This window comes from Limnospira sp. PMC 1279.21 (genome assembly GCF_032349615.1).
Classification (GTDB): Bacteria; Cyanobacteriota; Cyanobacteriia; order Cyanobacteriales; family Microcoleaceae; genus Limnospira; species Limnospira fusiformis.
Genome location: NZ_JARPLU010000017.1, coordinates 1 through 21,128, shown reverse-complemented (window position 1 = coordinate 21,128; position 21,128 = coordinate 1). Strand labels below are relative to the sequence as shown.

Below are 21,128 nucleotides of genomic sequence, written 5' to 3'. Positions count from 1 at the left end.
TACCATGAATCCGACGAAAACTCCTCAGACTATGGAAAATCATCCCGTGGTGTTGCATCTCCATCCGGCGATCGAGTTAACCCCAGAGCAATTTTTAGAAATTTGTCAACTCAATCGAGACTTACGCCTTGAACGCACAGCCACAGGAGAATTAGTGATTATGCCCCCCACTGGCAGCGAAACGGGTGGACGCAATTTTAGACTACTCGGCCAGCTTTATAACTGGACTGAAGGAGACGAGACGGGAATTGGGTTTGATTCGGGTACGGGTTTTACTTTACCGAATGGAGCGCAAATTTCTCCCGATGCTGCTTGGGTGAAGTTGGAACGATGGAACGCCCTTACAGCAGAAGAACAGGAAAAATTTGCACCGATTGCGCCGGATTTTGTGGTGGAATTGCGATCGCTATCTGACCCCTTAAAACTACTCCAAGACAAAATGCAACAGTACATCGATAATGGGGTGCAACTGGGATGGCTGATAGACTGCAAACAGCGTCGAGTTTACATATATCGTCCCGGAAATGCGGTAGAATGCCTCAATAGTCCGGCTACAGTTAGTGGCGAGCCAATCTTGCCTGGGTTTGTTCTGGATTTAAGCAAAATTTGGTAAAAAAGCCCTCGAAAAACTTGCTAAAGTTAGGGTGAGCAGCCCGAAATGTGGGAAAATTACAGGAGATATGAGCAACAAACCCCTTCGACATATCCTCGGTTTATCCGGTGGCAAGGACAGCACGGCCCTCGCCGTACTCCTGCACAAACAGGTGCCGCAGATGGAATACTTCTTCTGCGACACTCATAAGGAGTTGCCCGAAACTTACGAGTATCTCGATCGCATCAAAGCTCGCTTAGGGATTAAAATTCACTATCTGAGTGCCAAGCGAGGATTTGACCATTGGCTCGACATTCATGGCGGGTTACTTCCCTCACCCCAAAAGCGCTGGTGTACGGTGATGATGAAAATCAAGCCCCTAGAGGAATTTGTCGGGGACGACGAAACCATAAGCTATATTGGCATCCGCGCCGACGAAAACCGCGATGGTTACATCTCCACCAAACCAAATATTCGCCCAGTATATCCGTTTAAAGAAAAGGGTTTGGTAAAAGCTGATATCCTACGGTTGCTAGAAGAGAGCGGCATTGGACTCCCCGACTATTATCGTTGGCGCAGTCGCTCCGGTTGCTTTTTCTGTTTTTTTCAGCGAAAATATGAATGGGTAAAGCTGGCGGAGGAACATCCGGATCTGTTTGCTCAGGCGGTTGACTACGAGCAGAATCATAGTGACGGCAGGCATTACACTTGGACGGATGGGGAAACGCTGCTCGAACTACTCGAACGCAAGGAGGAAATTATTGCCAACCATGAGAAAGCAATGGCCAAGGAAACAACAAAATCAGTCCCCAATCGACCTTTAGCTGATGTCCTGTCTTCAGTCTTAGATGAGGAAGATGAGGATTTACCATGTTTGGCCTGTCATTTGTGAAACAGAAGCAAATAGTCTAGGAGGGGTAAACGAATGCCAAGCGATCGGCTGGAGTTTCAAGGGGGAATCGAAATTGCACGTATTCCTGAGACATCAGGTTTGTATGCTTGGTACTACAAGCCGCTAGTTATCGAGCCTAAATCAGTTGAACAAATAATTTCATCTTTCCTTGACCCTCCCGGAGAAATATCGACAGAAATTCAAATGCGTTATGGAGTTCGATTAGTGGCAAAATCGTCTTTAGACGTTGTTTATGGTTTTAAAAGACAATTAGCCTCTGCCGTCATTGCAAACGCCATTGATAGTGCAGATAATTTATTGGTAAATTTCCTAAAATCTAATTCAGTATATTTTTTTACACGACCCATTTATATAGGGATAGCAAAAAATCTTAAACAAAGAGTGTATCGTCAGCATTACTTGTGTTTAGATGAATTGTGGAATGAGGATTCCCCTGTAAGCAAATATTTGAATTTGTGTCCTGATGCAACAGTTCAATTGACAATGGAAACCCTAAACTTACCGCATTCATTTGCACTTGAAGCCCGAATCAGAAAGATACCGCTAAGAGATTTAGTAGTGCATATTTATCCTACTAATGCACTTCCATCTGATATTGGGCCGGATACTGAAGATATCGAATCAGATTCAGCTTCTAGACGCGCTCTAGAGAAGCTACTTCAACTTGTTGCAGATCCAATTTGTGGGAGACGCTGATATGTCATTTAGCTTTGGAGTTCAAAAAGAGCCGATTTACGGAACCTACGGCGAGTTTACTATCGGTTCAGACGATAACCGAGTACGCGCTCAGTTTTTGTTAACAAAAATGAAACCCGGATCAGAAGGGATTTGGGAAAACTCTCTCGCTTCTCAGATGGTTCCTTGGCGGGAAGTTTTTAATATAGAAGACTTAACGTTTGATGAACTTCTCCAAAGGGATTTAGATGATTCTCGCGTTGCTCACGATTTAATACCTTATTTACTAGGAGAATCGGGGGCATTTGCCAGATTTTTCCCTCCAATTCTTGCAGTATTAGTCCCCAAAAAATCAGAAAAAACGGGAATCGAGTCTTACTACCCAGCACCGCGCCAAGTCAGTGAACTGTCAATCAGCTTTGGTGACTTATTTGATTTTGAAAAAGCTAAAATTGACGGCTCCATTACTCCCCTAGGAGTCATCAAATATAACCGACAAAAAACGGCATTCATTATCGTTGATGGTCAACATCGAGCCATGGCTGTATTAGCCCTACATAGACAAATAAACAATAGCTGGGCTGCAAATAACTTTGCCGGATTTTATAATCACCTCCACCTCACGGAAAATCAAATCAAAAATATCGAATTACCGATTTGCATTGTTTTCTTTCCCGATTTACACAACAACAATGAACAATTCAAGCAGAAAGGAATCAGCTTGCCAGCAGTATGCCGAGAAATATTTTTAGTTGTCAATAAGAACGCCAAGCCAGTCAGTCAATCCCGAGAACTTTTACTGGACGATGAAGACTTGGCAGCTAGGATGATGCGTAAAACCCTTTCCAAATTGAAAGGTCGTGGGGAGTCAGACGCTTCAATTGCTCATATTTATTCCTTTGCTTTTGGAGATTCAGTTTCTGAAGCTCAACACCGCAGGACTGAAGTGGTAGCGGGTCAACTTGAATACACCTCTGCAGTAGCTTTACACAAAATGCACGCAGCCGTTGCTTTTGGTGTACCCTCCGCTTTCGATCTTAAGTCCAAACAAGATATCACCGATGGCAGAAGAATCCAAAACTCAGAGCGTCCAGCTACAATTTTGGTAGGAACGGATCTTCAGAAGTGGTCTACACTTTCCCGCCGTTCGGGTAGATCTCATCCCCCGGATGAAGTAGAACAAGCGGTCGAGCTATTGGGGAATGTTTCGGATGCTGTGATGCTTCCACTCTTTGATGGGTTTCGTCCGTTTGCCGTACATAACTCTGAAATGAGAGCCTTACGCACTCGGTTAATGGATCCAGATTTGAGAGCAGATCCGATTCAGCGCAAGTGCTATAGTCTGCTTTTTGAAGGGAGTGGAGTCCGAAGTGTTTTTGAAGAACATATTAAGCGGCTTCGAGAACGGGAAGAAACACTTCAAGAAGAAGGGCGATCAATTGGAGATTATGTAAAGAACCAGCTAAAATATGCTAAAACAACGGCTTCAACACTCAATGGCTATGAGAATGAGATAAAAAGCCGGACAGCCGCAAGGTTCTTTAGTATCGATTATGAGAAATTTTTCTCTGCTGAAGGCAATGAAGCCGAGCGAAAAGAGTTGATCAATCGAGCCAAGTCAATTTTTGATACAGTTTCCACACAAGCTTTCCAACTCGGATACTTGATGGCGGTTCATTCAGTGGTAGAATTGATGCTAGATACAGGTACACCCTACGATCGGCGTCTTCAGGTCATTGAATTTGTTTCCAATCTGTACCTCAACGCGATGAACACCTACTTTTCATCGGGAACAGAGGTGGAGCATCGTACTCTAAAAGGTTTTGTGAATGAACCCAGAGCAAAAGTCTTCGCTCCCAATGAACTAGGTTTGCGCGGCCTTTTAGCTCAAAGTGTGAAAGAACTTAATGAGAGTCAATGGAGCTTCTTTCGGTATGCCATTTTAGAGATGGTTCACTGCCAACACGCTTATGAGACGCTGTTACATGGATTAAACACAGCTACCGATGTTTCCCTTGCTGAAGCATATAGAAGAAATTTGCCTGACTCGGTCTATGCCATGATTCAGATGCGGAACCAATACATAGATGCGGCAGTCAATTCATCCCTGAATTCTACAGAATTTAAACAAGAGATTCAGCTTTTGAGAGCTCGCTGCCAGGGTGAAGGTAAAACTCAAGAAGAAATAGAGAAGCTGATTAGTCAAAGAGAATCCGAAAAAACAGCAGAAATAGGAGAAAAGTGCAAAAAAAATATTAAAGCCAGTTTAGGGGAATTTGCGAAAGAGGATAAAATTACCAACCGTCTATTAGAGAATCCTACTGGTAGGGATCTTGAAGAAACAGTGGAATAAATGCAAAATAAAATGGGGTGGGGCTGAAACCCTTCAGGGTCCAAGGGTTTAAAAAATAAAAAATCGACAATTAAACCGGCGGAAGGTGGGTTAAAATTGTGATGCAGGATTGCAACGCGCATACGGTGTTGTGCTTGCCTCGCAAAACCTTTACGCCGGATTTTCAAGGGGTAAAAGCGAATGTGGTGTTTTTCCAGAAGGATTTACCCACCGAGGCAGTGTGGATTTTTGATGACCCTTCTAATGTACTGGGGATGAAGAAGGTGCCAACCAACCCAAAGCCTAGCTTCGAACATTACGAGCCTAGCTCCGAACATTACGAGCCTAGCTCCGAACATTACGAGCCTAGCTCCGAACATTACGAGCCTAGCTCCGAACATTACGAGCCTAACTCCGAACATTACGAGCCTAGCTCCGAACATTATCAGCGCTTGGAAGAGATTGCAGCTCCTGTCCGTGCCAAAAGTCGCATCAGTAAAGAGATTGTTGAGCAGGTTATTTTAAAATTATGTTCCGAACATTACTTACCACTGCGAACATTAGCTGACTTATTGAAGCGCGAACCAGACAGCATCAGGAACCACTATGTAAATCCGATGTTAAAGCAGAGCTTATTAGAGGCAAGATATCCTAACGAACCCACTCATCCTCAGCAAGCCTACAGAACCTTGTCGCCACCAGAAATCACTAAGGTTTCTGATCCAGGGTGATTTTCTCAAAGTTAAAGCTGAAATCATACTTCTGCTCCCAGCGCCCAATTCACCCTGCCCAACTCTTAATTTTATCATTTAAAGAGTTTCTGCAAGAAGTCAGAGAAATAAAATGAGCGACTTAACTGTTAAAATTCCCGATTCTTTGTACAAACAAGTTACAAAATTTGCAGAACGAGACAATATCTCCCTTGACCCACTGGCGGCGATCGCCTTTTCGGCTCAAGTTTCCCCTTGGATGACTCAAGATTATGTCGTGGAGCCAGCAAAACGGGGGAATTGGGAACAATTTAAACAGGTTTTGAGCAAGGTTCCCTTAGTTCCGCCGGAGGAAGTAGTTGTCAGATTTCTGAAGTGGCGATCGCAGATTTACCCTTCCTCTGATCAAATAGTACCACCTCTTCAAATGGTCGTATTTTACAAGATTTTCCTCAACTCAGCGCCCAAGATTTAGTCAATGCTTGGAACTATTCCCAGGCTAGAGGAAATGGAAGCGGCAATTCAAAGAAATGAGGATGATTGAAATAGGGTGCGTCTTGATGCCGATGAAAATTTCCCTCTTCCAATTGTCGAATTCCTGCGTTTAGCCGTTCACCATGTCCACCCAGCGATCGCGATTCTATGCCTGGATGGATCACAATCACTTTCAAGCTGATATAATACTCAATAAACTAAAAATGGAGATCCGCCATGAGCCTTGTTCAGACCATTGTGGAAAAATTGGAAAATTTACCTCCTGAAAAACAGCAGGAAGTGCTTAATTTCGTAGAATTGTTACACTTACAAATTGCACCCGATACAGATCTCTCTCAAGAAGATGAAACTGCCGAATCAGTTCTCACTAAAGCGGCACAATTTATTGGCTGTGTGGAAGGACCAGCGGATCTCTCAACAAACAAAAATTATCTTGAGGGATACGGCAGGTCATGAGACGGGGAATCATCATCGATACGGGGCCATTGGTTGCGTTACTTAATAAACGCGATAGTTGGCATGAGTGGGTAAAACAGGAAGTGGCTCAAGTTAAACCGCCTTTATTGACTTGTGAATCGGTAATTTCAGAGGCTTGTTTTCTTTTAAAAAACCTACATAACGGTCAAGAGTCAGTTATTTATTTACTAAATAACGGCACGATTCAAATCTCTTTTCGCTTGAATGAAGAAGCCGCTTCCATACAAGAACTGTCGAGGCGCTACCAGTCGGTGCCGATGTCCCTTGCAGATGCCTGTATCGTTAGGATGGCTGAGTTATATCCTCAAAGTATGGTGTTAACCCTCGACAGCGATTTTACGATTTACCGCAAAAACCGAAATCAAGAAATTCCTCTCATTATGCCTCCCAGCTAAGTAGGTCGGCGGAATTAACCCGAAGTTGAGCAACCGGCATAACCCTGGCAGCAAAAGGGTTTTAGGCAAAACGAATCTGGAAATATTTTCGCCTACCTACTTAGTCCTGACTTTGTTTAGGGAGTGTTCGCTGGAAAGTTCCTCTTATATTTCTCTTGATCTACAGAGCGTATTCAGGGGGTTAAATTTCAGGGTGATGGCAGATGCTTTAAACCTTTCCCTTCTATCTCGACCACCTCTCTCTCTGCCAAGCAACGATTTGATTGGAGGTTCGATATGCCTAGAATTACCATTGATGTGCCGGATGAACTTTCGGGACAACTGACACAAATAAGCGAGATTCAGCCCAACTATAGAACCCAGTCTATCGATACTGATATCAATGCTGAACTCCATCAGTTTAAATTGTGGCGATCGCTCCCTTTATGGAAAAAAGCAGAGATAGTCAGCGGTTGGACAAACGGGGTTTGGCAAATGTCTCTCATGGCGATTCAAAACCACTTCTCCAGAGATAATTCAAGACACAATCCGAGCGCCAGACAAAGTAGAGTCTAGGGGAGGAGAAAAATACATCGCTCAAAAAAGATTAAATGAGACTTTAGTTCTCAGAGTCGTTTACAGAGAATATGCCGATCGCATTTTAGTCATTACCCACTACCCAGGAAGGAGGTCGCGATATGAAACGGATTCGATATAGTCCAGATGTGGATGCTTTGCTGATTGAACTATCAGAGGAACCCATTGCCTATGCTGAAGATGAAGGCTCCCTAATTCTTCACTATTCTTCCAGTGGAGAGGTAGTGACAATCGAGGTTTTAGATGTCAAAGAATTTATGGCTAAAAACTCCACTGCTGAAGTGAGTTGTGAAAATTGACCTTTAGCTTGACGTTCCCACTTTAAATGCGTTAGTTAAACCTAACCATTTCCCATACATTGTACCACCAAATTACCAAATTGGCAGAAAGAGACAATATCTCCCTTGACCAATGGGTGGCGATCGCCTTTTCGGCTCAAGTTTCCCCTTGGATGACTCAAGATTATGTCGTGGAGCCAGCAAAACGGGGGAATTGGGAACAATTTAAACAGGTTTTGAGCAAGGTTCCCTTAGTTCCGCCGGAGGAAGTAGTTGTCAGATTTCTGAAGTGGCGATCGCTACACTGTCAACTAGAAATGCGATCGCAGCTTTCCCGAATCCCCAATTGCTATAATCGACAGGGTAAGCCCATCTAATTCGGTATTAAATTTAATTGACAAAAAAGTTAGCTTACAGTATGTGGAAATGAAACGGGCGGGAATGAGTGATGAGTACATGATGCTTACCCTCAAATCCTGCTGTCACGCCTGATTGAGATCTGCTTACCCTCCTCCGTCCCCCTATGATTGTCAGATGACCACCTATATCTACCATATTACCCATCTTAAAAATTTACCCTCTATTTTGCGTTCTGAGGACCTCCTTGCTAACAATCGCTTAAAATCTCAGCGGATCAATTATGTAGATATTGCTCACGAAACCATCCAGAATAAACGCGCTCAAATTAATATTCCTTGTTCCAGGGGCGGCACTCTTCATGATTACGTTCCTTGGTATTTTGCGCCTCGTTCTCCGATGCTTTACGCCATATCCAGAGGCAACGTTCAAGGATATGAACAGGGGCAAAGTCCGGTGATTCACTTAGTGGCAACAGCGGAGGATATCGCAGCAGCAAGTCTTCCTTTTGCATTTACGGACGGTCACGCAATTGTTAGGTATTCAGAATTTTATGACAATCTCGACTCTCTCAATGCGATTGATTGGGAGATTATGAATGCACGGTATTGGGCAGATACCCTGGAGGATGGAGACCGGAAGCGCCGCAGACAAGCGGAATTCTTGGTTTATGAGTTCTTCCCTTGGACACTCGTGCGAGAAATCCGGGTGATAGATGCCGGAAGAAAAGCCGAGGTTGAAGAAATATTACAAAACTTTACGATTTCGACACCTGTAAAGGTTTTTCGGGAATGGTACTATTAAAATTAAGGCATTGACCAAAAGAGCAACTCCCGGCAATGATTCACTTTAAGCAAGGCAACCTATTGACAGAAAAGGCTGATGCCCTGGTGAACACCGTTAACTGTGTCGGTGTCATGGGGAAGGGGATTGCTTTGCAATTTAAGCAGGCGTTCCCGGAAAATTTCCGAGCCTATAAAACAGCTTGTGATGCTAAGAGAATCCATCCGGGGCAGATGTTTGTAGTTGCTACGGATAAGCTATTCCCCAAATACATCATTAATTTCCCCACTAAGCGCCACTGGAAGGGAAAATCTAAAATAGAAGATATCAAAGCGGGATTAATTGCACTGGTTGAGGAAGTCAAACGGTTAGAAATTACCTCGATCGCAATTCCTCCTCTGGGATGCGGAAATGGGGGCTTAGATTGGGCGGCAGTTAAGCCTCTCATCGTTCAATCTTTTGCGGAAGTTCCCGATATTGAGGTGATGATTTTTGAACCGACTGGCGCACCGGTGGCGGACCAAATACCGGTGGCTACCTCTACCCCTAAAATGACCATCGGGCGTGCTTTATTGATTCGCTTGCTGGAATTGTACGGGATTCCTGGGTATCGCTTAACTAAGCTGGAAATTCAAAAACTCGCCTATTTTTTGCAAGTAGCTGGCGAACCGTTAAGACTGCGCTACGTCAAACATCAATTCGGACCTTATGCAGACAATCTTAATCATGTTTTGCAAAAGATTGAAGGTCATTACATTCGCGGATATGGCGATCGCACTGAAACTTCGGCAATGTATGTCTTAGAAAAGGGTCGTGACGCTGCCGATCGCTTTTTATCAGCACATCCCGATACGGGCGCGCGCCTGCAACGAGTCAGCGATTTAATTGAAGGATTTGAGACCCCTTACGGGCTGGAAATGTTGGCAACCCTTCACTGGGTGGCCACGGAAGATCCGCAAGCTGCCATCGATTGCGATCGCGCTATTGAAAAAGTACAGGAATGGAGCGATCGCAAGCGCCATCTATTTAAACCTAACCATCTGCGAATAGCTTGGGAACGCCTTGACACTCAGAACTGGTTTAATATCAATAGCGATGCCGAAACCCCATAATGTTCATGACCCCAAAAAAATGAGCCAAGGATAAGTATTGATCGCCGAATACGGCAGGTCATCAGACGGCGAATTATCAATGCTATGACTTGGATGCCAAAACCTGAAAATTATTTTCATCTTTTCACCTCTAAGTGTTAGCCTTTCAGCTAAAATAGCAGAAAACTGAGTTAAGACAAAATGCAACTTCAGGATTACTTTGACATTCTCTCCTCTGATGAAATTCGCATCAAAGGCTCCCGAATCGGTATTGAAACGATTCTCTATGAGTACATCTATCGCCGTTGCACGGCTGAGGAAATCGCGAAAACTTATCCTTCGCTGACTCTAGAGCAAGTTTATGCCACAATTCTGTACTATCTTCACCATCGAGACATCGTAAGCAATTACATGGGTAACTGGTTGGAATATTGCCTAAAATCTGAGCGCGAACAGGATAATAATCCTCCGCCGCCTGTGGTCAGACTCTTAAATTTAAAAGCAGAAGGAGGGATAAAAAAGCCAGTTTTCCATGAACATTAAATACTTAATTGATGAAAACTTACAGCTTGTTCACCAGTCGCTTAATACATTGCCCTCACCCTAAATCCCTCTCCCTCTGTGGGAGAGGGACTTTGAGAGGTGATCAGATGATTTCTGAACAGGCTGTACCTCCTCTCTATCAAGAGCAAATTTTACGTCGTACCCGGGATTTAACCGTTTGGATGGTGGGAGACCCAGGAATTCCACCCAGAGGGACTCAAGATCCAGAAATATTGTTGTGGTGCGAACTCAACAAGTTTGTTCTGGTGACGAACAATCGCCGGTCAATGCCAGTACATTTGGCGGAACATCTAACCTAAGGTCACCACATACCGGGAATTTTTGTTTTGCGTCCAAAAGCAGAAGTTGGGGTCGTTATTCAAGAGTTGATTTTTATTGCGATCGCAGCAGAGGAAAATGAATTTCAAGACCTAATCATTCACATCCCACTGAAGTAATCTCAAACCTTTGATATCTGATGACTGACTCTCCCCCTATCTATCTCGACTACCACGCCACGACGACCGTTGACCCCAGAGTGGCTGAGAAAATCCTGCATTATATGACGGTAGAATTTGGGAATGCTAACAGTATAGACCATATTTATGGCGATCGCGAAACTCTTACTCAGGATGAGTTGTTACAAAAAAGCGATCGCACCCGGCAGTTTTCCGTTAAGGTGAAGTTATCCCCTCTGCCAAGCAACGATTTGATTGGAGGTTCGATATGCCTAGAATTACCATTGAAGTCCCAGATGAACTTTCAGGACAGTTAACACAAATGGGCGATCGCCTGCCCGAACTTCTGGTCCAATTTCTCCAACAACCGGCACTCCCGGTCCATATTTATCGCTATATCCTCAATTTTCTCGCCAGCGCACCCACTCCCGAAGAAATTGCCGCCTTTAAACCCACACCTGAAATGCAGGAACGCTTACAAACGTTGCTATCTCGTAGCAAAACGGGGCAACTGACACCCGCCGAACAGCAAGAATTGGATGAGTACGAACAAATCGAACATCTAATGATTATGCTGAAAGCTGGCAATCTTCATTATTTAAACCGGGTAAATGAGTGAAAACTATATCAGCGCATCACTTCGCCGTTTCGTTGAAGAACGAGCCAATTATCGCTGTGAATATTGCTTGCTTCCAGCAAATGTTGCATTTTTTTCTCACGAAATCGACCATATTATCGCCCAAAAACACGGCGGTATCACCGAGGCGAATAACCTGGCTTTGACCTGCTGGCGTTGCAATCGCCACAAAGGTAGCGATCTGGGTTCTTTCGATCCAGAAACGGGAGAATTCAGTTTTCTATTCAATCCTAGAACCCAGGAGTGGATAGAACACTTTACTCGGGAACAATTGACAATTTTGGGGGTGACTCCAGAAGGACGCACGACGGTTAAACTGCTTCAAATGAATACCCAGGATCGGCTGACCGAAAGACGGCGATTGTATAATAGTTCAGACTTGATTTGATAGATATTCAATGACTGACTCTTATCCCATCTATCTCGACTACCATGCTACCACTCCAGTTGACCCCAGAGTGGCTGAGAAAATCCTGCATTATATGACGGTAGAATTTGGGAATGCTAACAGTATAGACCATATTTATGGCGATCGCACCCAAAAAGCTGTATCCCAAGCGGCGCGACAAGTGGCGGAATTAGTCGGTGCTTCCCCAAGAGAAATCATCTTTACTTCTGGCGCTACTGAAAGCATTAATTTGGCTATTCAAGGTAGCATCATTAATCATCAATCCCCATATTTGCCGAGAATTGCCGTCTCTCCCGTGGAACATCCAGCCGTTTTAGATACCGGTCAGGCTTTAGTTAAACAAGGGTTAATTGATATCACTTATTTGTCCGTTGATAAACAGGGTCAAATCGACTTGGAATCCGTGGATAAGGTGTGCCGGGATGGGGTTTCTCTGTTATGTGTGATGGCTGCTAATAACGAAATTGGGACGATTTATCCCATAGCAGAAATCGGCAAAATTGCCCAAACTCACCAGGTCGCTTTTTTGTGCGATGGCTCCCAAGCTGTGGGTAAAATACCTATCAATTTTGAGGAATGGGGAATCACTTATTTGGCGATTTCTGGTCATAAACTCTACGGACCAAAAGGAGTCGGTGCGTTGGTGGCTAGAAAAGGTTATCCACTCAAGCCGATGATGTTTGGCGGCGGACATCAAGGAGGAATGAGGTCTGGTACTCTCAACGTGCCGGGAATTGTGGGGTTGGGAGAAGCCTGTCGCCTGCGAGGTTTGGAAATGGCAGAAGATGAGGCAAGAATTGCTAATTTGCGCGATAAATTACAGGATTTACTACTTGAAAAAATACCCGGTTTGGTGGTTAATGGAGATATTAATCATCGCTTATCGGGAAATCTGCATATTTCGATTCCAGATGTTCCGAATAGTGCGATTATAGCACGAGTGCGCGATCGCCTGGCGATTTCTACGGGGGCGGCTTGTTCCTCTGGAGTGGAAGCACCATCCCATGTTTTGCGGGCGATCGCTTTATCCCCAAATGCCATGGAAGGAGCCTTGCGAATTGGTATTGGCAAATTTACCACCGAGTCGGAAATTCATCGCGCCGCCGAGATTTTAGCGGGTGCTATTGGTACTATCCGCCAGTTGATGGAAGCCTAGGGCGATCGCCTAATTCCCTCAACTACGCCACACTCACCCAGGGGCTATTTTGCCTCAAATATCCTGTGCTATTATCCACTAATAAATCACGTCAACCATGAAAAAACTAGGCTACAATCCTGATATATTGGCGGGTTATAACCTAGTCAATTCCTAATAGTAATATTAGGGTCATTACTGTTCGATGGTTTCAGCAAAATTATGATTATGATAACACCAAGCTAAAATAGTCCCGGCGGCGAACAGTTTTAAGGATTCCAGACTTAAATAGCCAAAGTGTAGTTGGTTCATCCCCTCTGGAGTCGATTCAACAGGGTTAAATAGATTCAAATTCACCCCTAGGGCAGTCATTTGGGGGGTGAGGCTGTAGGTGTACAGTAGAGCGATCGCCAACAAGATAGAAGATAACACCGTCAGGGTACGAATCCGATTACTGAACCCTTCAGGTAGAGTCATTCCTAACACCATCATTCCGGTTAAGGCTAAGGCGGCGAAAAGGATTTCCATATGATTAAATGCCGAGAAAACTATTCCGCCTGTGGAGGCAAAACTAGGTTCTTGCATCATCCCAGATACATACATCGCTGGCATAATTACCACATCCAAAATCAGGCTGCCACCGACCCAAAATGCCATGGTGATCAGAACCAGAGTTAGCCAGCGGGAGGGACTGTATTGAACTTTAGGTATAAATGTCATGATTAATAATACCTCGTAACTTGTCGTTTACTTATTAACCAGTGTAGCGAATTTTTGGGGAAGTGAATATGAAGTATTTTTGCGATTTGCCGTCGGCAGAGAATTGTTAAGAAGTTTGTAGTAATTTAACTAAAGGCGATCGCCTTCTATCCCCTAGCAGATGGTGATTTGCTCCCCTCTTAGGGTCATAGCCCATAGATCTAGGTAATTGTTATTAACTTTTGTTACAATTAATTCTATAATTTAAGTAACAAAGATGAAGTTGGGTAAAGGCGAGAAAACGTGAAAGCAGTAATTCTACTCTCTGGTGGACTTGATTCTTCCACAGTGCTGTATCAGGCGAAAGCTGATGGCTGTGAATGCTATGCACTGTCCTTCAACTACCAGCAGCGACACCTACGAGAATTGGAGGCGGCGGCCAAAATTGCCGAGGCGGCGGGGGTAGCAGATCATCAAGTGGTAGAGTTTGACCTCAAGCGTTGGGGAGGGTCAGCCTTAACGGATCATAACATCGATTTACCTTGCGATCGCACTTTGGCAGAAATGTCCGCAACCATCCCCATTACATACGTCCCCGCCAGAAACACCATTTTTCTGAGTTTTGCGCTGGCTTACGGGGAAACCATCGGAGCCGATCGCATTTATATTGGAGTCAATGCACTAGACTACTCAGGATATCCCGACTGTCGCCCTGATTATATCGCCGCCATGCAGTCCGTGTTCCGTCTGGGAACCAAACAAGGACGCGAAGGTAATGCTATTACCATCAACACTCCCCTAATTGACCTCAAGAAAACAGATATCATCCAATTGGGGAACAGTTTAGGGGTTCCCTGGGAATATACCTGGTCTTGCTATGGGGGAGAAGCCCAAGCCTGTGGGGTATGTGATGCTTGTCGTTTGCGTCTGGCTGCTTTTGAAGCCTTGGGGTTAACTGATCCCATTTCCTATGCTAAAAGATAACATCTAACTCACTCTCTTGTTCATAGCGCCAAACACTCCCTAACAGTTCCCTAACAGTTAATTCTATGGAAGACCAATTTTCACAATCTCCTAATTCTGATGCTTATGAGGCTCTGTGTCAAGAGGCGACTGTTCTGCATCAAAGAATTACCAATCTCAAACAACTTCTCGCAGAAACAGAACGGGAGAATCAGAAACTACGCGCGGAATTGGAGGCGAAAGAGACTGCCAAAACTGAGAACCCCACTCCCCCAAAAACTCCCGTAATTCAACCAGATAGCTTGACTATGTCTGCGACTCCTCAACAGGTTTCCAGACCCGCCGATACTAATGGCAAAAATGGTCAAGCACCCTTGAACGGGAATGGCTCAGTTAATGGTTCCCAACCCGCCACCTCTACTAGGGCTAAAAGTTCATCAACAGCCACTCTGATTAAGCCACCAAAACCTCAAATTTCCCCCGATGATGATGACTACCTCGACCAAATTCCTGATGAGGTAGAAATGTCTCTGTTTGACCACCTGGAAGAATTAAGACAGCGCATTTTTTACTCCTTAATTTCTGTGGTCGTTGGGATAGTTATTTGTTTTATCGCAGTTAAACCAATTGTCCAAATTTTAAAGGTTCCCGCTCAAGGGGTAAAACTTTTACAATTGGCTCCGGGAGAGTATTTCTTTGTCTCCCTGAAAGTGGCTGGATATAGCGGTTTACTGGTGGCGAGTCCGTTTATTATTTTTCAGATTATCCAGTTCGTTTTACCAGGACTTACCCTCCGAGAACGACGATTTTTGGGTCCGGTTTTTCTGGGGTCAACTTTTCTGTTCTTAATCGGATTGGTTTTTGCTTATCTGGCTATCGTTCCGGCGGCTCTGACCTTCTTTATTAATTATGGTTCTGAGGTGGTAGAACAGCTATGGTCAATTGCTGAATACTTTGAGTTTGTCCTGAAATTGTTGTTGGTAACTGCGATCGCATTTCAAGTGCCGATTATTCAGATTTTGTTGGGGATATTAGGTATTGTCTCTTCTCAGAAAATGTTATCTATCTGGCGATATGTGGTGATGGGAGCCGCTATTATGGGGGCATTTTTAACCCCCTCTACTGACCCATTGACTCAAAGTTTGTTGGGAGGCGCTATTGTCTTCTTATACTTTGGCGGCGTGGGAGCGGTTAAACTCCTGGGAAAATAACTTTTTCAGCCGATTTTCTCGCTCCTCTGGGGGGTCTTCCGCCCAATTCCACAGGCTTTCATAGAAGAAAAAAGATACTCCCGCAAAATGGCGATCGCGTACATTTATCACCTGTTCTTCTATGATATGGGTCGCGGTGGGACGATTGTTTAAACCGCTTAAAATCCCGATGACAACCGGAATATGATGTTTGGCTAATTCGATTTCTGCTCGTTCTATTTCTCTGATAAAATGAGACATATCAGAACGATAGATTTGCGGCACTAACTGTTCAATCCAACCTTTTCTCTCCCAAGTAAACCAGTCCTGAAGATAAGCCGGAAGCGCAAAATGTAGGGGGTTCGGAGACAGGGAAATCAGACAATCTTCTTGAATCGCTTTAACTCCATAAAAGACCCTCTCCATAAACTGATTCAGTTGGTCGGCTCGCCATCTCACCCAATAGGTATCTAGGGGATTTTCTGGCGGTGATTGACCGTGTTCATCCTGAAATAGTTGGACCGTAAAGGGGTCGTAACCTAACTCAGCAGGTAAGCCAAAATGATCATCAAATTGAATGCCATCAATATCATAGTTCTTGACAATTTCAGTCACTAGATTTAAAATGAATTGTTGTACTTCGGGATGAAATGGATTTAACCACACCCACTCAGGATTTCCTCCCGGTTTCGTGAAACTACCATCTTGGGTTTGTGTTAACCAGTTCGGGTGAAGTTTGGCTAATTCTGAATCAATGGGAGCCATAAACCCAAACTCGAACCAAGGGATAACTTTTAATCCCCGTTTATGTCCTTCCCGCACCACCTCCGAGAGCATATCTCGTTTTTGTAATCCGGGGTGGGGGTCTAGGGAAATACCAAAAACCTCCTCAGCTACACGGCTAGGATATAGGGTATAACCTCCCTGCCACACGGTCGGATAAATAGTGTTAAAATTCAGATTTCGTAGGCGGTCTAAAGCCTGAGTTAAGCCGGATTTTGAAAATAAAATATCACTGTCAACATTAGTTAGCCAAACTCCCCTGATTTCCGTGACAGACCTGGCTGGAATTGGAGAAGTAGAGGAAATGGCGATCGCCACAAAAACACTAACAGCTACCACCAATGAAATCAACAGTTTCCAGAATCTATAGGGTGTTTTGCTCATCTCCGATAATGGGTAGTTGTGTCTGTGGGTGAATCACTCTTAATTATCAACGATGATCGTCAATTATTAAAATTTCGGCTGGGAATCGGTTGCCATCTTCTTGTGGTAGACTCTCGGAGAGAATATGCTATTCTGAAAAAAATGGCTCTAGCAGTATTGATCGTGAGGTAAGTTGGATGAGTGCTTTCGGGTTTGGCACAATGGCACAGGATATAAATATATCACCATTATCTGACCTTACCGATATTATTGATCAGGAATCCATACGCGAGGAAGAAGAAGACCCGGAGATCGGACTCCTTGACAATAGCGATAATGACACCCTCCCCGTTGACAATGGCGATAATGGGGACAATGGCGATAATGGGGACAATGGCGATAATGACACCCTCCCCGTTGACAATGGCGATAATGGGGACAATGGCGATAATGGGGACAATGGCGATAATGGGGACAATGGCGATAATGGAGAGGAGGAGGAGGAGGAGGAAATCCCTTTTATCCCAGAACCCGCGCCACCAATTCCTCAACCGACACCTGCACCTTTTGAACCCACACCTCCTCCGGTTGCTCAACCGACACCGCCGCCTCCGGTTCCCATTCCTACACCACCACCCACACCCACACCCACACCCGCACCGACTCCTACACCTACACCCACACCGACACCCACACCGACTCCTACACCCACACCGACTCCTACACCTTCTCAACCCACACCGACTCCTACACCTTCTCAACCCACACCAACTCCTACCCCTTCTGAACCCACACCGACACCTTCTGAACCCACACCTTCTGAACCCACACCCACGCCGACTCTACCAAGCGCAGATTATGTGTTTGAGGGTGGCGACGGTAATAGTTTAGTTTTGGGAACAGAAGGAAATGATTTGCTCTATGGTGGGGGTGGTAATAATACCCTCTATGGTTTTACGGGGAATGACACCCTGATCGGAGGTGGGGGTAATGATCTCCTATATGGGGGTCAAAATAACGACTTCTTAGATGGGGGGAATGGTAACAATACACTCTATGGGGGTTTAAATGATGACACCCTATTGGGGGGAATTGGTCGCGATCTGCTATTTGGAGAAGCAGGTAATGATTTCTTAGATGGTGGCGATGGTAATGATACGCTCTATGGCGGTCAGGATAATGATACTTTATTGGGTGGCAATGGTAATGATCTTTTGTTTGGGAATCAGGGAAATGATAGCCTAGATGGGGGTCCGGGTGATGATACTCTCTATGGGGGTAAGGGTGATGATACTCTGTTGGGTAGCCAGGGTGATGATATACTGCTAGGAAACCAGGGAAATGATATCCTATATGGCGGAGATGGGGATGATACTCTCTATGGGGGTCAGGGTAATGATACTCTCTATGGCGGTCGAGGTAGGGATTATTTAAGTGGCGATCGCGGTAATGATTTCCTGGTTGGTGTTGATACTAGCGCTGATTTCCCAGGACTGACAACTATTGACACCCTGGTTGGGGGAGAAGGTTTTGATACTTTTGTATTAGGCAATGAAAAAGGACCGTTTTACGATAACGGTAATGATGATATTAATGGTGTGGCTGACTATGCTTTGATTTTGAATTTTAACAGCGCTACTGATGTCATCTTACTGAGTAATGACGATTATTTATTCTCTACTGATATCCCCCAACCACTCCCACAAGGGACTGCTATTTTCCGTCGGACTCCCGGCGAAAATGAGTTGATTGCTATCTTAGAAGGGGTCGTAGATCTTCAATTTGATGGCACTAATCTTGATGATGGACCGATTAGGTTTATCTAGCCAAATAGTAGGGAGTGACTGTATGCACATAATGGCGCTTTTGTCAACAGGGACAAAAAAAGCGATCGCTTTTTGCCTCAAAACTCGTGCATCGTGAATTTAATATTTTGCTGAGAGAATAATTTATCTGGCGATATAATCGGGGTTGTAGCCTTTATGTTTGCATAAGGACAGAGCAAGCCCTTGGTATCGATTTCTGAGATGATAGCATAACCCCTATAATCTCGTCAACTTTTTGCGAGGGATTTTCAATAAAAATGTATTAATTCTTAACGTTCTTTGGAAATTCAAATCGATGGGGCTGCATAAATTAGTAAAGTTTATGTGATGGTAGGTAGGTTTTGGGGGGGAATGGATTGTCGATGAAAAAAAAGGCTATCCTGAAAGTGGATAGCCTGTGAATGAAGGAAAAATGGGGTTAAAAAGGAGGCTTAGGCGATCGCAGCCATTTTGACATCGCTAGAAGCTAATAACTCCTGCAACTCCTCAGAATCAACGGTTTCTTTCTCAATGAGCATTTCTGCCAAACTATCGAGAACAGGGCGATTTTCTTCGAGGACTTGACGAGCGCGTTTATAAGCCTCATCAACCAAAGCGCGGACTTCTTCATCAATAGCGGATGCGGTTTCCTCGGAGAAATCACGCTCGGACATAATATCGCGACCGAGGAAAACATTACCCTGCTGACGACCGAGAGCTACCGGACCAAGGCGATCGCTCATACCAAAGCGGGTAATCATTTGACGGGCTACCCGTGTAACCTGCTGAAGGTCATTAGAAGCACCTGTAGTCACTTCTTCCTCACCAAAGACAATCTCTTCGGCTAAACGACCACCGAGGGCTACAGCCATTTGATTTTGCAGGTAAGAACGACTATATAAACCAGAGTCCATGCGATCTTCACTAGGCATAAACCAGGTTAATCCCCCAGCGCGACCACGAGGAATAATACTGATTTTCTGAACTGGGTCATAGTCAGGCATCAACGCGCCAACTAAGGCGTGACCAGCTTCGTGGTAAGCCACTAGGGTTTTGCGTTTTTCGCTCATCACCCGATCTTTCTTCTCAGGACCTGCTAAGACGCGATCAATAGCATCATTAACCTCATCCATAGAGATTTCGGTGAGGTTGCGGCGGGCGGCTAAAATGGCTGCCTCGTTTAACAGGTTAGATAAATCAGCCCCAGTAAAACCAGGAGTCCGACGGGCAATTTTATCGAGATCTACATCTTTACCAAGGGTTTTACCTCTGGCGTGGACTTGCAGAATTTCGGAGCGACCAGAATAGTCGGGGCGATCGACTACTACTTGGCGATCGAACCTTCCCGGACGCATTAGGGCTGCATCTAGTACATCAGGACGGTTAGTAGCAGCAATAATAATAATGCCTGTATTGCCTTCAAACCCATCCATTTCGGTCAGTAACTGGTTAAGGGTTTGTTCCCGTTCATCGTTACCACCGCCAAGACCTGCACCCCGTTGGCGACCAACTGCATCAATTTCATCAATAAATACAATACAGGGAGCGTTGGCTTTGGCTTGCTCGAATAAGTCCCGGACGCGGGAAGCACCCACACCGACAAACATCTCCACGAATTCTGAACCGGAAATGCTGAAGAAGGGAACTCCGGCTTCCCCGGCTACGGCTTTGGCGAGGAGGGTTTTTCCGGTTCCCGGAGGTCCTACCAATAGCACGCCTTTGGGAATTTTCGCACCAATGGCGGTGAAGCGATCGGCGTTTTTGAGGAAGTCTACTACTTCGCTCAGTTCCAGTTTGGCTTGCTCAATACCTGCTACATCTCCAAAGGTAACTTGGGTTTGGGGTTCCATTTGGACTCTGGCTTTGGATTTACCAAAGTTCATGGCTTGGCTACCTGGTCCGTTTTGAGCGCGACGTAATAGGAAGAACAAGCCCACTAGGAGCAAAATCGGGAAGAACAGGCTACTTAATGCTCTGAACCAAAGTCCTTCCTCGGTTTGGGGTTGTACCGCAATGTCAACATTGTTTTCACTCAGAATGTTGATCAGGTCTGGATCATTGGGTAGATTTACTAGGATTTTGGAGCCATCCTGGGCTGTAACTAGGGCTTTAGTGCGATCGGCACTAATACTCACTCGTTCAACCCGGTTCTGTTGGACTTCCTGGACAAAGGTACTATATTTCCAGGTTTCCCTGCTTTGGGGTTGTTTGTCAAACAATGTCGTTGCTAAGGCGATGACGACAATAGCCAGCATTGCATATAAGACCGCGTTTCTCCACCGTTTATTCACGGGGGTCTATCCTCCTACTGATTTTTTGTCGATCCCAGATTCTCTGGTATCTTTGATATTATGTTTACCAATCTTAACGTATTTTTCAGAAATACGGGGTCTGGGAACAGATTACCTATATTCGACTGATACATTTACGCGACATTTATCCGGCTATTGCCTGACAATGCGACGATAG

At 44.8% G+C, this 21,128-nt stretch carries 25 protein-coding genes; 22 read left to right on the top strand and 3 right to left on the bottom strand.

Annotation, left to right across the window (positions count from 1 at the left end; translation table 11 throughout):
* Window positions 1-4: 4 nt before the first annotated feature.
* From P5683_RS04615 to P5683_RS04525, 19 genes are all read left to right on the top strand, one after another.
* Window positions 5-613: a Uma2 family endonuclease gene (locus P5683_RS04615; protein ID WP_315641783.1), complete on the top strand. Its 609-nt coding sequence runs from the start codon at window positions 5-7 to the stop codon at window positions 611-613.
* Window positions 614-680: 67 nt separating this feature from the next.
* Complete coding sequence (locus tag P5683_RS04610) at window positions 681-1,484, top strand: phosphoadenosine phosphosulfate reductase family protein (RefSeq protein WP_315639341.1); 804 nt, start codon at window positions 681-683, stop codon at window positions 1,482-1,484.
* 33 nt (window positions 1,485-1,517) lie between these two features.
* Window positions 1,518-2,201, top strand: a complete 684-nt coding sequence (locus P5683_RS04605) for a hypothetical protein (protein ID WP_315639343.1) — start codon at window positions 1,518-1,520, stop codon at window positions 2,199-2,201.
* A gap of 1 nt (window position 2,202) precedes the next feature.
* A complete protein-coding gene (locus tag P5683_RS04600; RefSeq protein ID WP_315639344.1) occupies window positions 2,203-4,533 on the top strand; it encodes a DNA sulfur modification protein DndB in 2,331 nt (776 codons plus the stop codon).
* 101 nt (window positions 4,534-4,634) lie between these two features.
* The gene (locus tag P5683_RS04595) at window positions 4,635-5,243 is read left to right on the top strand and encodes a hypothetical protein (protein ID WP_315641786.1); all 609 of its coding nucleotides are present in this window, start codon (window positions 4,635-4,637) and stop codon (window positions 5,241-5,243) included.
* Window positions 5,244-5,355: 112 nt separating this feature from the next.
* Window positions 5,356-5,697, top strand: coding sequence for a hypothetical protein (locus P5683_RS04590; RefSeq protein WP_315639346.1), 342 nt, complete (start codon window positions 5,356-5,358; stop codon window positions 5,695-5,697).
* Between the two features lie 236 nt (window positions 5,698-5,933).
* Window positions 5,934-6,173, top strand: coding sequence for a DUF2281 domain-containing protein (locus P5683_RS04585; protein ID WP_006670690.1), 240 nt, complete (start codon window positions 5,934-5,936; stop codon window positions 6,171-6,173).
* Window positions 6,170-6,589 (top strand): type II toxin-antitoxin system VapC family toxin, encoded by a 420-nt coding sequence (locus tag P5683_RS04580; RefSeq protein WP_006623471.1) that lies wholly within the window; start codon window positions 6,170-6,172, stop codon window positions 6,587-6,589. The genes P5683_RS04585 and P5683_RS04580 overlap by 4 nt, the downstream gene beginning before the upstream one ends.
* Before the next feature lie 276 nt (window positions 6,590-6,865).
* The gene (locus P5683_RS04575; protein ID WP_006623473.1) at window positions 6,866-7,144 is read left to right on the top strand and encodes a hypothetical protein; all 279 of its coding nucleotides are present in this window, start codon (window positions 6,866-6,868) and stop codon (window positions 7,142-7,144) included.
* A gap of 122 nt (window positions 7,145-7,266) precedes the next feature.
* Entirely contained in the window at window positions 7,267-7,464 is a 198-nt protein-coding gene (locus P5683_RS04570; RefSeq protein ID WP_006623474.1) for a DUF2283 domain-containing protein, read from the top strand.
* An 80-nt stretch (window positions 7,465-7,544) separates the two neighbouring features.
* The gene (locus P5683_RS04565) at window positions 7,545-7,820 is read left to right on the top strand and encodes a hypothetical protein (protein ID WP_228116406.1); all 276 of its coding nucleotides are present in this window, start codon (window positions 7,545-7,547) and stop codon (window positions 7,818-7,820) included.
* A gap of 157 nt (window positions 7,821-7,977) precedes the next feature.
* Window positions 7,978-8,604 (top strand): DUF4433 domain-containing protein, encoded by a 627-nt coding sequence (locus P5683_RS04560; RefSeq protein ID WP_315644835.1) that lies wholly within the window; start codon window positions 7,978-7,980, stop codon window positions 8,602-8,604.
* 35 nt (window positions 8,605-8,639) lie between these two features.
* The gene (locus P5683_RS04555) at window positions 8,640-9,695 is read left to right on the top strand and encodes a macro domain-containing protein (RefSeq protein ID WP_315644836.1); all 1,056 of its coding nucleotides are present in this window, start codon (window positions 8,640-8,642) and stop codon (window positions 9,693-9,695) included.
* 180 nt (window positions 9,696-9,875) lie between these two features.
* Complete coding sequence (locus P5683_RS04550) at window positions 9,876-10,217, top strand: DUF433 domain-containing protein (RefSeq protein WP_006623478.1); 342 nt, start codon at window positions 9,876-9,878, stop codon at window positions 10,215-10,217.
* Window positions 10,218-10,324: 107 nt separating this feature from the next.
* On the top strand, window positions 10,325-10,537 hold the full coding sequence (locus tag P5683_RS04545) for a DUF5615 family PIN-like protein (protein WP_006623479.1): 213 nt from the start codon (window positions 10,325-10,327) through the stop codon (window positions 10,535-10,537).
* 158 nt (window positions 10,538-10,695) lie between these two features.
* Window positions 10,696-10,992 carry a hypothetical protein gene (locus tag P5683_RS26395; protein ID WP_006623481.1) on the top strand — a complete coding sequence of 99 codons (297 nt, stop codon included), beginning with the start codon at window positions 10,696-10,698 and terminating at the stop codon, window positions 10,990-10,992.
* The gene (locus P5683_RS04535; protein ID WP_315644837.1) at window positions 10,944-11,294 is read left to right on the top strand and encodes a hypothetical protein; all 351 of its coding nucleotides are present in this window, start codon (window positions 10,944-10,946) and stop codon (window positions 11,292-11,294) included. The genes P5683_RS26395 and P5683_RS04535 overlap by 49 nt, the downstream gene beginning before the upstream one ends.
* A complete protein-coding gene (locus P5683_RS04530; protein ID WP_006623483.1) occupies window positions 11,287-11,700 on the top strand; it encodes an HNH endonuclease in 414 nt (137 codons plus the stop codon). The genes P5683_RS04535 and P5683_RS04530 overlap by 8 nt, the downstream gene beginning before the upstream one ends.
* Before the next feature lie 10 nt (window positions 11,701-11,710).
* Window positions 11,711-12,877: a cysteine desulfurase family protein gene (locus tag P5683_RS04525; protein ID WP_006670687.1), complete on the top strand. Its 1,167-nt coding sequence runs from the start codon at window positions 11,711-11,713 to the stop codon at window positions 12,875-12,877.
* 174 nt (window positions 12,878-13,051) lie between these two features.
* Here P5683_RS04525 and P5683_RS04520 read toward each other — a convergent pair whose 3' ends face one another.
* Window positions 13,052-13,576: a DUF4149 domain-containing protein gene (locus P5683_RS04520; protein ID WP_006623485.1), complete on the bottom strand. Its 525-nt coding sequence runs from the start codon at window positions 13,574-13,576 to the stop codon at window positions 13,052-13,054.
* Between the two features lie 282 nt (window positions 13,577-13,858).
* Here P5683_RS04520 and queC point away from each other — a divergent pair, with 282 nt between their 5' ends.
* Both queC and tatC read left to right on the top strand, forming a co-directional pair.
* On the top strand, window positions 13,859-14,539 hold the full coding sequence (gene queC, locus P5683_RS04515; RefSeq protein ID WP_315639357.1) for a 7-cyano-7-deazaguanine synthase QueC: 681 nt from the start codon (window positions 13,859-13,861) through the stop codon (window positions 14,537-14,539).
* A 428-nt stretch (window positions 14,540-14,967) separates the two neighbouring features.
* Window positions 14,968-15,729 (top strand): twin-arginine translocase subunit TatC, encoded by a 762-nt coding sequence (gene tatC / locus P5683_RS04510; protein WP_396442554.1) that lies wholly within the window; start codon window positions 14,968-14,970, stop codon window positions 15,727-15,729.
* Here the strand turns inward: tatC and P5683_RS04505 are convergent.
* A complete protein-coding gene (locus P5683_RS04505) occupies window positions 15,685-16,875 on the bottom strand; it encodes a glycoside hydrolase family 10 protein (protein ID WP_006669337.1) in 1,191 nt (396 codons plus the stop codon). The two genes, tatC and P5683_RS04505, sit on opposite strands and share 45 nt — an antisense overlap.
* Before the next feature lie 176 nt (window positions 16,876-17,051).
* On the opposite strand from P5683_RS04505, the gene P5683_RS04500 reads away from it, so the two are divergent.
* Window positions 17,052-18,680, top strand: coding sequence for a calcium-binding protein (locus tag P5683_RS04500; protein WP_315641782.1), 1,629 nt, complete (start codon window positions 17,052-17,054; stop codon window positions 18,678-18,680).
* Window positions 18,681-19,111: 431 nt separating this feature from the next.
* Here P5683_RS04500 and ftsH3 read toward each other — a convergent pair whose 3' ends face one another.
* Window positions 19,112-20,914, bottom strand: coding sequence for an ATP-dependent zinc metalloprotease FtsH3 (gene ftsH3 / locus P5683_RS04495; RefSeq protein ID WP_006623490.1), 1,803 nt, complete (start codon window positions 20,912-20,914; stop codon window positions 19,112-19,114).
* Window positions 20,915-21,128: the final 214 nt, after the last annotated feature.